Origin of the sequence: Virgisporangium aurantiacum (assembly GCF_016863635.1) — a bacterium.
Taxonomy (GTDB): Bacteria; Actinomycetota; Actinomycetes; order Mycobacteriales; family Micromonosporaceae; genus Virgisporangium; species Virgisporangium aurantiacum.
The window spans coordinates 15,819-28,672 of record NZ_BOPG01000128.1 but is presented as its reverse complement, the minus strand read 5'-3'; the positions used below and the strand labels follow the sequence as shown (position 1 = coordinate 28,672).

Here is a 12,854-nt window from a genome sequence, read left to right as displayed (position 1 = left end):
CGGTAGGTGGTAACAACACGACCCGGGGTGAGCATTGGCGGGTCACTGACCTGGACGGGGTGCAGTACTACTTCGGCCGGGGCTACAACATGGGCTCGGACCGGCTGGATGAGTCGAAGTGGACGTGGTCGGCGCAGTACGTGCCGGTGTATTCGAACAATCCGTGGGAGCCGTGCTACCGGAGTTCGTCGCTGTATGACAACCGGTGTTACGAGGCGTACCGGTGGAACCTGGACTACGTCGTCGACCCGCGTGGGAATTCGATGACGTACTTCTACGAGCCGTACGTGGGTTCCTACGGCGGGCTGGCCGGTACCCACGGCGACTCGTGGTATGCGCTGGCCGCGACGTTGAAGCGGGTGGAGTACGGCACCCGGGTCGGGCAGGAGTGGTCGTCGCCGGCGCCGATGCGGGTGTCGTTCGACGCGTCGGTGCGCTGCCCCGACGACCTGGTGTGTGAGAACGAGGTGAAGAACTGGCCGGACACGCCGTGGGACCTGTACTGCGCCGAGAAGCAGCCGGCGAACCAGTGTGCGCATTATTCGCCGTCGTTCTGGACCCCTTTGAAGCTCGAATCGGCCCGCACCGAGGTGTGGAACTCGGCCAGCAACGCGTACACGCCGGTCGACAGATACGATTTCACGTACTCGTATCCGCCCAACGGTGACCATGTGGCGCCGTTCGGGACCCCGGGCAATCCGCTCGATGACACCACCCCGTCGTTGTGGCTGGACACGATCACCCGTACCGGTCTGGCCAGCGGCCCCGGCGTCACCGGCGGCCAGGTGGTCGCCCCGGTGGTGAGTTTCGGCGGGTCGAAGACGAACAACCGGGTGTCCTGGGGCGACAATGCGGGCGGTGCGGTGCCGTTGATGCACTGGCGGGTGACGGCGATCGACAACGGGGTCGGTGGCCGCACCGACATCTGGTATAAGCAGCCGAACTGTTCGGCGACGGCGTCCAACCCGGCCTACCCGTCGACCGAGGACAACACGATGGCGTGCTGGCCGCAGTACTACAACGGTAACTGGGTGTGGTTCCACAAGAATCTGGTCGACTCCGTCGTGGAATGGGACGAGACCGGCGGCGGAGAGGCCGAGACCTGGCGGTACGACTACGCCGGCTGGGGATCCAACATCGCCGCCCTGTGGGCCTACGACACCAACGACACCATCCCGGAAGCCCGCCGGTCGTGGTCGCAGTGGCGGGGTTATCCGGTCGTCGAAACCAGCCACGGCCCCAACGGCGGCCCGTACCAGACCACCCGGGCGTTGTTCTACCGCGGGATGAACGCCGACCGCGGCCCCGGCGGCAGCACGCGATCGGCGACGATCACCGACTCCCAGGGCACCGTTTCCGACCCCCACTACCTGGCCGGCCAAGTCCGGGAACGCACCGTCCTCGACGATCAGGACATCCCGACCTCGACAATCATCGAGCCGACTGCCACCCAGATCACCGGGGTCTTCCCCAACGCCGTCTGGCGGCACCGGCCGGGAGTCACCCGGACCCGCACGAACATGGGCCCGAACACCTGGCGGTGGACCCGCACCGACCAGGAATACGACCAGTACGGGCAGGTCACCAAGGTCAAAAACGTCGGTGACGAGGCCGTCACCGGCGACGAAACCTGCACCACCACCGAGTACGCCTACAACACCACCGACTACCTCAAGGACTTCCCGTCCCGGATGGTGACCCGCGGCGGCGCACAATGCGCCACCAGCGAACCGGTCCTCGGCGAGACCCGCACCTTCTACGACGGGTCCACCACGCTCGGCGCGCCCCCGACCACCGGCCTGCCGACGAAGACCCAGAACCTGGTATCGACCGGGCCGGACGTGTGGGCCACCACTGAACAGGGTTACGACACGCAGGGCCGGGTCACCTCCGGCAAGGACGGCCGTGGCCAGACCAGCACCATCGCCTACACCCCGGCATCGGGTGGGCCGCTGTTGCAGACCACGGCCACGAACCCGCTCGGCCAGACCACCGTCACCACACTCGAACCGGGCCGTGGCGCAACCACGGTCGTATCCGATCCGAACAGCAAGGTGACCACAACCAGCTATGACTCGCTGGGGCGGCTGGTCAAGGTTTGGGAGCCGGGCCGGCCCACGTCGGGCGTGCCTGATGTGGAGTACGTGTACGCCCCGTCCAGCACGGCTGCGAGTTCGGTGACCACCAAGAGACTCGGGCCGACCGGCAACATCATCACCAGTTACGAGTTGTTCGACGGTCGGGCGCGGCCACGGCAGACTCAACAGCCGGCACCGCTGCAGGAAGGCCCGAATCCCGGCCCGCCGGGGCGGATCATCTCCGATACCGCCTACGACGACTATGGCAAGCCGGTCAAGACCTCCACGTTCCACGCCACCGGCGACCCGGGTACGGCCCTGGTCGGGTTCGCCGACGACGCCGTCGCCCGGCAGACCCGGACCACCTACGACCTGCTCGGCCGCACGACCTCAGCCCAAACATGGTCGCTGGGGACGATGAAGTGGCAGACCACCTACACCCACGGCGGTGACCGCACCACGACCTTCCCACCCTCGGGCGGGGCGACCCGCACCGAATGGGACGCCCTCGGCCGAACCACCAAGCTGCACCTGTTCCCGAACTCGGCCGGCACCGGCACGCCGGAGACGACCAGCTACACCTACCACCGGTCCGGTGACGTCGCCACCGTCACCGACACCGCCGGAAACGTCACCAGTTACGGCTACGACCTGGCCAAACGCCGCACCTCGACCACCGACCGGGACACCGGAACGTCAACCACGGTCTACAACGTGGCCGGGGACGTGCTGTCGAGCACCGACGCCCGGCAGCAGAAAACGTCGTTCGAGTATGACGCGATAGGCCGGGTGACCAACCGGTGGGCCGGCGAGGTCGGCACCGGCACGCGGCTGGTGTCCTACACCTACGACACCCTCGCCGCCGGGCAACGCACGTCGGCGACCCGCTACGCCAACGACGGCCAGTACGTCACGTCGGTGACCGGGTTCACCGACGACTACCAACCCACCGGCGTGTCCGTATCGATCCCGCTCGGCGAAGGTCTGCTCGCGGGCTCCTATGACTTGTCGATGACCTACAACCCGTACACCGGCGCCCCGGCCACCCTGACCTACCCCGCCCAGCACGGCGCCCCCGCCGAAACGATCACCTACGGCTACGACACCCTCGGCAACCCCACCGCCATGGGCGGTCTGGCCGAGTACGTGTCCGAAACCCACTACACCAAACTCGGCGAACTATCGTCCCGTCGCCACGGCAGCACCGCCGCCGGCCCCGGCAAGATGAAACGCACCTACACCTGGGACGACGCCACCGGCCGCCTCGCCGCCGTCAAGAGCAGCCGCACGATCGACAACACCCCCACCTGGTCCGAGTTCCAGAACGACACCTACACCTACACCCCGACCGGCGACATCACCGGCATCAAGGACACCCTCGACGGGCAGTCCCAATGCTTCCGCTACGACCCGCAACACCGCCTCACCGAGGCCTACACCGCCCTCGACAACTGCGTCGCCGCACCGACGACCGCCGCGATCGCCGGATCCGGGAAATACCCGTACTGGGACTCGTGGACCTTCGACAACGCCGGCCGCCGCGCCACCGACACCCACCGCACCGCCGGCACCACCACCGGCCGCACCTACACCTACCCTGCGTCCGGCGCCACCGCCGTCCGCCCCCACGCCATGACCAGCGTCACCAAGACAGGCACCGGTGCCGGCACCGACAGCTTCACCTACGACAACGCCGGCAACCTCGCCACCCGCACCATCAACGGGGTCAACCAGACCTACACCTTCAACAGCGACAACCAACTCGCCCAAGCCGTCGTCCAAGCAGCCGGCGGGAATCAGACCACCCGCCATCTCTACGACCCCGACGGTGGCCTGCTAATCCGCCGCGAACCCGGCGCCACCACCCTCTACGCCGTCGGACAGGAATTCCGCCTCGCCAACGGCAATATCACCACCACCCGCTACTACAGCCACGACGGCGCCACCGTCGCCGTCCGCACCCCCACCGGCCTGACCTGGCTCGCCGGCGACCACCAGGGCAGCGCCTCCATCGCCCTCAACCCGGCCACCAACACGATCCAGAAGCGCTGGTACACCCCCTACGGCACCGACCGAGCCACCCTTTCCCTCGACGGCACGCCGGCCACCTGGCCCACCGACCGCGGCTTCCTCAACAAGCAAACCAACCCCTCCACCGGGCTGATCGACATGGGCGCCCGCGGATACGACCCCACCTACGGCGTATTCATCAGCCCCGACCCATTGGTCAACATCAACAGCCCCGTCGCCTTCAACCCGTACGCCTACTCCGCCCACAGCCCGATCACCCGATCCGACCCGGACGGTCTCGACCCCGGCGGCAACTGCTCCGTCGCCGGCACCTGCAACTCCCAAGTCACCGGCTGCCAAGCCACCAACTACAAGGGTCCCGGCTGCGGCGGCGTCGTCGGCGCACCGTCCAAACCGCCGACGAAGCCGACATCCAAGAAATGTGGCTGGACCTGCAAAGCCAAAAACTTCGGCAAGTCCTACGCCGGCATGTGGTGGGGCGCCGCCCACGACATCGCCATGGGCACCGCCAACTACGTCTGGGACAACTACGTCGACGCCTGGGAATCCTACGAAGAAGGCGGCATCGGCGGAGCCGCCAAGTGGGCCGGCCTCAACGTCGCCTGCGTTGCCTGCCGCAGCGTCAAAGACAGCTGGGCGGCCGAAAAAGGCATCGCCGCCAACTACAAGGCCGCATGGGACTCCGCCAAAGCAGGAGACTGGGCAGGCGCCGGCCGAAACGCCATCGTCGGCACCGTCACCCTCGCCACCATGGCCGCACCCTTCGTCAAACTCGGATTGCGGGGCGCACCCACAGTCGCCGGCCCCAAAGGTCCTTCCAAGGCCGCAGGTCCTTTGGAAGGTGGTGGCCGAACACCTCTTCGCCAGCAGTACGTAGCTGAGGTTAATGGACTGAACAGACTGGGGAATACGCTGCGGGCAAGCGGCGCCTCCGCGGAAGCAACGGCGCGAGCGCTCCATGCGCAGCGGAGAATCATAGGTGAGCAATACAAAGGGCTGACGCCACCGGATGCGCTCGGGAAAATATATGCACGCAACATTGAACGGTACGGCGATAAGCTTGGGCCGAGCATCGACTGGTTGCGGGGACGGGGTAAGAGTTGGGAGGATATCATCGAGAGTGCCGGACGGTCCGGAGGAAAGGATCTCGGACTCTGAAATGCGCGTAGACTCTTTTGATCGCCATCAGATCGTGGCATTCTTCGATCCGCAAACTGGCTCACTGCGGGAAGTTGATCGCGAAAGGTCCGATGCTGGACGCCTCCCGGTGAGGGGGCACTACGGCCGCCTCGACGGTGCGATAGCGGTTTTCTACCGGTTTGAAGGTGATCTCTTCGTCTGGCTTCGTGGTCGGAGTTGGCGCGCGACTACCTCTTTTCTGAAATGGCGCCGTGACGGGGCCAAGTCTCAACTCGTAGTGAGCGATGGCGGCGGAGCGAAGGCAGCGGTCGCATACGAAACTGAATCCGGGATCGAGCACGACCCGACGCCATTCGTGGAAGACGAAGACTTTGACTTCGGATTGTACGTATCTAACGTTTTGAATGACGAAGAGCGCAGCTCGCGCATATATCAGGAGTGAGCCTCTTCCATCCTGGTGGAGCTGGGCGAAAGGGTGTGGGGTGCCAAAAGCCGTTTCGCCTGGTGGTGGCGCCCGGTTGTCAGGCGGCTCTGTGGTACTCGTTGATGGCGCCGCCGAGGAGTCGTCGTCGCCGGACCGCCGCGTCGAGCGGGATCACCACGGCGGGGTCGTGCTCAGGCGGACGTTGGCCCAGGCTCTGGTGCGGGCGGTGCTCATTGAAGTGCGAGAGGTATTCGTCGAGGACCTGCCTTGCGTGGCGCTCGTTGTAGATCAACATGTGGTCGGTGCACTCCTGACGGACGGTCCCGACGAACCGTTCGATGTAGCAGTTCGCCCGCGGTGTCCGCGGCGGGATCTTCACCACCTCGACACCCTCGTCGGCCAGGACAGCGTCGAACGCGCTGGTGTACTTGCCGTCTCGGTCGCGGATCAAGAACCGGAACTCGCCGATCCGCCGACCCAGATCCATGACCAGATTGCGGACCTGCTGCGTGGTCCACCGCCCGGTCGGGTGCGCGGTGACGCCGAGCAGATGCACCCGCCGTGTCCCGACCTCCATCGCCACCAGCACGTAGATTCGGCGCAGCAGCACGGTGTCCACGTGGAAGAAGTCGACCGCCAGCAGCCCTTCGGCCTGGGTGCGCAGGAAGGTCCGCCACTGGGTGTCCGCATCGCGTGGTGCCGGCCCGACCCTGGCTGTGGCGAGGATGCGTCGGACGGTGCCGGCCCCGACCCGGTGGCCGAGGCCGACCAATTCACCCTGGATCCTCCGGTGGCCCCACGACGGGTTCTCCTGCGCCAGGCGCAGGACGAGTTCGCGGATTTCACCGCTGACCGGTGGTCGGCCTGTCTGGTTGGGGTAGGTCCAGCGCCGTTGGACCAGACGGCGATGCCAGGCCAACAGAGTCGCCGGAGTGACGATCCGATGCGCCCACAACCGGCGCGGAAGGACCCGGGTCAACGCTGACAGCACCGCCCGGTCCGGCCACGACAGCCGCGGCGTGCCGACCTGGCGGCGCAGCACCGCCACCTCATGACGAAGGACCAGCAACTCCACGGTCTTCGCCTCGTCGTCGCGGGTCAGCGACGACAGCCAGCCGAACACCTGCACCGACACCCGATACAGCAACCGCACGAACACAAACCCGATCATCACAAACCCGGCCATCAGCGCCGCACACACATCGTGCGACGAGTTTTGGCACGGCACAGGGAGCACAGCCAGGCCCGCCAATGCCGTAGCCGGGTCGCCTGCACGGCGTCGGTGCCGCGTCAACTCCGATCCGGACGGTGCCGGTAACGCGTCGGCGAAATATTGCTGGCGGTGCGCCCTCGCGTTCGCGCGCGAGCGCGACTAGGTCAAGGCGCCATTGTGAATGCCGCGCGGGTTCGCGGCTGGTCAACAATCCTCAGGAGGCTTCGGACGAGCTGCTAGCAGCCGCCATACCGCACCGGGCAAAATGCTCAACGCCGAAGCGACGAACGCCTGGCCGAACAAGTCGGTGCCGCGTCCCACCGCATCTGGCGCAGCTCGCCGAACATGATCAATGTGTTGCCGCGCCTCGGATGTGTGACCGGTGATCTTGCAGGCGATCCCGAGGTTGAACTGCGAGCGCAGAGTGCGGGGATGGGTAGGGCCAAGTACCTCCCGCTGCCCCTCGTAGGCGGCACGAAAGTGGGTCCGGGCATCATCGTTGCGCCCGCATTGGGCCGCCACGTAGCCGAGAACCACACGCGCACGGAGCGCGATGGGGTCGATGGCGCTTAAACGGCCGGACAGATCTGCTTCGATAGCCTCGATGGCTCGCCGCGCGTCACCGGGGCGGCCCAACGCGGTCAGCGCTTCGGCGTAAGCGACCGCAACATTCAGCGTGATGCTGTTACGTTGGCCGTGGGTGCGGATGTAGGAGTCGCGAAGAACACGGAGATCCTGTGCGGCATCCTGCCACGTTGACGGATCGGTGTTGAGTTCCCACAGCGACAGGGACAGTCGTGCATCCGCGAAGAGGCGCGCCGCCTCAACGGCAGTGGCGTGAGTAGGAAGACCCCGTTCGTGGTAGGCCGACACGACCGCAAGCGTTCGCTTGCGTGCCGACAGCTGAGCGTTGGTTTCCATCTCGGCAGCGGCAAGTTCCAACTGGGCTAGCTGAGCCTCGTGGAATCGTGCAGGATCATTGCCGATGTCGGCGACGAGCGCCGCCAACGCCGTGCGCGCTTCGGTATGCCGACCACGCAAACGCAGGGCACGACAGTATGGAATCGTCTTCTTGTCGAGGTCTGCCCACAGCTTGTCGGCCTCGGTGAAGCGGGCTTGAGCATCGAGTATTTCTGCCAACAACAGGCGTCGCGGTGGGGTCGCTTCGATCGACAGCGCCTTGGCGGCGAAGCCATGTGCCCTTGTGAGTTCACCGGCGACGAGTAGGCAGCGTGCCGCACCGCCTAGGGCATCGGCGTCATCACCGAGCAGTTCGGCGAGATGTGTGTGGTATGGCGCCTCCAGAAACGCCTCGCCACGGGCCGCGTAGTGGTCGACCAATCGGCGCAACAATGCCTTGACCATGTCGGCAGGAAGGTCAGCCCTGCCCGATAGCGCGCCAGCGTGTTGGGCGAGGAGAGAGTGAACTACGGGATTTAAGCTGGCGTCTGTCATTAGGGCCACCACTACGTCGGCCGTCTCGGCGGCTAGGTCTGCCATTGGTGGAGATGGCAGGTGCTCAGCGGCGGCGTCTCGCGTCAGTGCATGAACCTGCCATGCCGAATCCGTCTTGGTTGCCAGCAGTTGGTCGCGGAGATCCGCAACCGCGGAACGGGCGTCATCCGCACCGAGCAGTACCTCCAACATTTGGGTAGGAACTGCGGCGGGTGAGCACACCAGCGAAATGTACAAGAGTTGACGCGCTGGGGCGGTGAGCGCGTCGAGTCGGTCGTGCAGGAGCAGTGTTGCAGGAGCAAGCGCTGTCGGCCCGCTGTTCACGTGTTCCAGGAATTGCCCGTATGAGAGCAGACCTTCCTGGTCCCGAAGACTTCTGCCAGCCAAGCTGAGCGTCATCGGATGGCCGCCGAGACGGTCCACAACGGCTTCGATTTCGAGATCGGTACCGTTCCGATATCGGCGGAGCAACTGGACAGCGTCCGCCGTCGACATCCGACCGACCTCGACCGGCTTCGCAGGTCCGTCGAGCGTCGCCGTATTGGTAATGAGGATGGTGTTTAGTCGGCTCCCGCCCGGTACCAGTAACTGACTCGTGAGCTCTACGCCCGGCACGTCATCCACGACGAGCAGACTTGGTTCGGCCGCCTCGGCAACGTGATCGCCGAACATGCCGGCTATTCGATCTGGACCCGCTCCCGCAACGTCATAGCCGAGCCGATCCAGCACGGTCCTGAGGGCATCGATGCACCGGGCGGACACCTCCGTGGCGTCGGCGCGGCTGCCGACCAGCGAAATCCAGTAGACACCGCCAAGATGCGCTGCGCCGAAGTGCCATGCATATGCTGCGGCCAGCTCCGTCTTGCCGATACCTGGCGGCCCCACCAGTACGGCTAGCGGACCCGAGGAGGAGTACTGAGTCAGCCCAAAACGGTGCTGGTGAAGGGCGGAGTGCAATGCCCACATCTCACGGAAGCGACCCACAAATTCGAAGGCGCCCGGAAAGCGGCCGGACCAACGTGGGCGCTCTGCGAACGGCGTGCCCCCAATGCACCCCTCCAGTGCAGTGACCTTGGCGACAATACGCCGAACCACGTCTGACATAGTCGCGGCGTCGCGTGGCGCCGGAAGCCGGTCGAACTTGTCCTCAGCGAGCTCCACCGGCAGCAGATGGTCGGTCTCTTCATGCGGGTTGAGCACCATGATCCGCTTGGTTGGCTCACCTTCCCGCTGGCCCGCGAGAAACGCCGCGGTGAGCTCGTATTGGCACGCCGTACGGCTCGTAAAGTGCCGCGAGTAGTACGCGACCAGCGCCTTCGCTCCATGCAATGCGCCTTCGATTTCCGAGGTGATGCCGTGATACTCGCGGATGTCTTGTTCGTCGATGAACACCTTGAGACCGGCGCGCGTGAGCGCGGCATGGAGGCGACGCACAGCAGCCCTGTCGGGGCCCGCCAATGATAGAAAAACATCGAATCGCGGAGGTGTCATTGGTTGGCTCCTGACTTGTGCCGCCTGCCGACGGCCTGGCTGGGAATCAGTAGATACCCGGCATGCAGACTTTGAGCCTGATCTACCAGCCTGGCGGCCTCGTTGGAGTGGCCGACGGCGGCGGACGCGGCGGCTAGGCCGCGCAGAGCCCGCGCTTGCTCAAAGGTGCTTCCGCTGACGCGGGCCAGCCGGCGTGCGGCGCGAAAGTGTTTCCTCGACCGGGCCGGATCCTGTGCCTGGGCATACACCTCGCCGAGGCAATTGAGAGTCATCGTCTCGTCTAGAACAAGACTCTCGCCGACGAAGATTTCATGTGCGCGGTGCAGGTGTTCCAGCGCGGTGTCGAAGTTGCCAGTCGCTGCCTCCGCCAACGCGATGGTCCGCAGCGTAATTGCGGCGTTGCGGGCGACATGATGATCTTCGTAGAATTGCAGTGCCCGTCGGCCGAGACGGATAGCCGCCGGATTTCGGCCGCGACAATGCAATATCCAGGCCTGGTGGCCAACGGTATTGGCGGCACCGTATTCGTCGCCCATGTCCTGAAAGATCTTCATTGCACGAACGTACTGTTCACTGGCCAACACAAACTGCCCAGTCTCGGCATAGGCCAGGCCGAGACTATTGAGGGTCACCGCAACCGCCCACCCGTCTGCGCACCGGTCGGCAGCATCGAGGGCAAGCCGGTGAGTCCGGATCCAAGGATCCCAACGTTTCGTACGAAAGAAGAAGTCACGTAACGCAAACGCCATTCGCCAGCAGACGTCGGGGCGCTCGGTAGCGGCAACCTCACAGATTCGCACCAGATTGTGCTGCTCGTCGTCCAGCCAGCGGGCGGCAGCGGCCGGATTAACGAACTTCGCATACCAGCGCGCAGCCTCAGGTTGGACCTGCGGCGCCCGGAAACGGCCGGGAGTGACAATGAGATCAGCGTGCTGCGCGATGTGAAGAAATCCTTGCAGCAACTGATCTCGGTCCGGATTTGTCGGTTCTTCGGCTAGGTCTGAAGTGAAAACCCGCACCAAGTCGTGAAAGGCGAAACGGCCGTTTCGTGTACGACCCAGCAGGCACGCATCGAATAGTCGGTCCAGTATCGTGTTTGCGTGGCGAGCGGATGCGTTGGTCAGCAGCGCCACGGCCCGGTGGTCGAAATCGTTGCCGGGATGCAAAGACAGCAGGGCGAGCGCACGCGCCAGTTCCGGCGGCAGCATGGTGAAGGCGGACTCGAATGCGATACCCACGCTGCGAGTGCCGTCGTCCAGCGCGCTCAACCGCGGTTCATCTTCGAGTCGGCCGGCGAGAACATCCAACGCTGTGCCCGAGGAATCGCTGGCCAACGCCGCAGCCACCCGAATTGCCAGCGGGAGCCGGCCGCATCGGTCGACAATTTGATCGACTAGCGCGTGGTCGGCCGGCGCCGAAGGTTTGATGCGGCTGATGCTTTCGAACAGTCGCTGGGCGGCTGGCAGGCTGATCTCCTCGATGCGAAAGTGTTCGGCCTCGTCGAGCGCGGCCAGCCGGATGCGGCTGGTAACGAGTACGTCTGAACGGCCACCGGGCGGGAGTAACGGCTGAACCTGACCCACGTTCGCGGCGTTGTCGAGGATGAGCAGTAGGCGGCGATCGCGAACTGTGCGGCGATACAGGGCGGCCTGTTCGTCGATGTCGTGCGGGATGACCTCGCCCGGCAGGCCCAGCCTGCGCAGGACGCGGTTCATGACATCGTCCGGGCTCAGCATCTCTCCGGAGCCGTGCAAGTCGACAAACAGGCAGCCTCCGTAGGCGTCGATGACCTGGCCGGCAATCTGAATCGCGAGCTCTGTCTTTCCGGCACCGGGCAGGCCGTACAACGCGATCACGCGCGATCGTGGTTCATCCTCGTCGTTACGGCCGAGGACTCGGACGATTTCCCCGAGCATGCCGTCGCGGCCGTAGAAGTAGCGGGCGGCCGGTGGTAGGTCGGCAGGTTGCACCGCGACCACCTTCCGCCGGGAGACCGGAAGGTCCACTGCTAGCCGGAGGAGCGCACCCTTTGCCCCGATCGCGCCGTCACACGCCTGGCCGATCTCTCTTGTGAATGGAACTCGACAATTCTCGATCTTGCTGAGATATCCCCGGCTGTAGTGGGTTTTCGCCGACAGGTCCGCCAAAGACATGCCCGCAGACTGCCGAAACCACCGGAGATGGGCTCCCGAGTAGCTGTTCGGCAGGACCTCGATGGGTCGTTCGTCCGAACCTTCCGTCATTTGCTGTTTCCTCTTCTCCAGGCGACAAGGAAACACTGGTATCGGCCCAGGCTGGGCGTCAGGATTGCCTAGTCATAGATCAAGATTCACTGACCATTCCCCGTCCTGCGCGCCCGGCTGTGGCTTGGCTGGATCACTCGTTTGAGTGGTCAGGATAGCGTTCCTGACAACATCCCGGAGGTAAGAAATCGATGACGATCCAACCGATCTCCCAGATGCCCGACGCGAGCATCGAAGATCTCAATGATGTCGCGGCCGGTATGCGCCAGTACATCAGCAATGCGGCCGCCGAAAGCCGTCAGGCTGCGCTGGAGGCGGCGAACCGGCGCGGACTGTTCCAGCGGATGTTCCCCACGCAGTTCGAGCGTGAGAGGCAGCGCATCGGAGTGCAGAATCTGCGCCAACTTGCGGAGGCGAAACGTGAATTGCTCGAGGTCTTCGCGAGGGCACAGATAGAGATCGCCCGAAAGCGGGCGGATGCACTCATTGCTGCCCAAGGAATGCACCTGCAAGCCGAACTCACTCGTTTTGCCAACGAGAAGATCACCGTGCTCAACACAAGCATAAACCAGGGTCGGGAGAGGTTCCTAAATGACATTGAGCCTCAATTCCAGCTGATCGAGAGATTCCAGGGCCGTCCGGAGTTGTACGAGCCTGCATACCGGTCCGTCAATCATCAGATCAAGGTCTACTTTGAATCTACCGACATGCTTCTGGACGGCTTTATCCAGTCGTTGAGCACCCGAGTCGGCCAGATTCGACAGTAACGACGGAAGGGC

At 64.7% G+C, this 12,854-nt stretch carries 6 protein-coding genes; 3 read left to right on the top strand and 3 right to left on the bottom strand.

Going from position 1 to position 12,854, the window contains the following annotated elements; all coding sequences use genetic code 11:
* Positions 1-59: 59 nt before the first annotated feature.
* Positions 60-5,267 carry an RHS repeat domain-containing protein gene (locus Vau01_RS61290; RefSeq protein ID WP_204014236.1) on the top strand — a complete coding sequence of 1,736 codons (5,208 nt, stop codon included), beginning with the start codon at positions 60-62 and terminating at the stop codon, positions 5,265-5,267.
* 34 nt (positions 5,268-5,301) lie between these two features.
* Complete coding sequence (locus Vau01_RS61285) at positions 5,302-5,691, top strand: hypothetical protein (protein ID WP_204014234.1); 390 nt, start codon at positions 5,302-5,304, stop codon at positions 5,689-5,691.
* A 79-nt stretch (positions 5,692-5,770) separates the two neighbouring features.
* On the opposite strand, the gene Vau01_RS61280 is transcribed toward Vau01_RS61285, so the two are convergent.
* The 3 genes from Vau01_RS61280 to Vau01_RS61270 all read right to left on the bottom strand — a co-directional run bounded on the left by Vau01_RS61280 (position 5,771) and on the right by Vau01_RS61270 (position 12,075).
* Positions 5,771-6,844, bottom strand: coding sequence for an integrase core domain-containing protein (locus Vau01_RS61280; protein WP_239153089.1), 1,074 nt, complete (start codon positions 6,842-6,844; stop codon positions 5,771-5,773).
* 246 nt (positions 6,845-7,090) lie between these two features.
* Positions 7,091-9,832: a tetratricopeptide repeat protein gene (locus tag Vau01_RS61275; protein ID WP_204014231.1), complete on the bottom strand. Its 2,742-nt coding sequence runs from the start codon at positions 9,830-9,832 to the stop codon at positions 7,091-7,093.
* Positions 9,829-12,075, bottom strand: a complete 2,247-nt coding sequence (locus Vau01_RS61270) for a helix-turn-helix domain-containing protein (RefSeq protein ID WP_275424067.1) — start codon at positions 12,073-12,075, stop codon at positions 9,829-9,831. The genes Vau01_RS61275 and Vau01_RS61270 overlap by 4 nt, the downstream gene beginning before the upstream one ends.
* Before the next feature lie 191 nt (positions 12,076-12,266).
* On the opposite strand from Vau01_RS61270, the gene Vau01_RS61265 reads away from it, so the two are divergent.
* Positions 12,267-12,842, top strand: coding sequence for a hypothetical protein (locus Vau01_RS61265; RefSeq protein ID WP_204014225.1), 576 nt, complete (start codon positions 12,267-12,269; stop codon positions 12,840-12,842).
* Positions 12,843-12,854 lie beyond the last annotated feature (12 nt).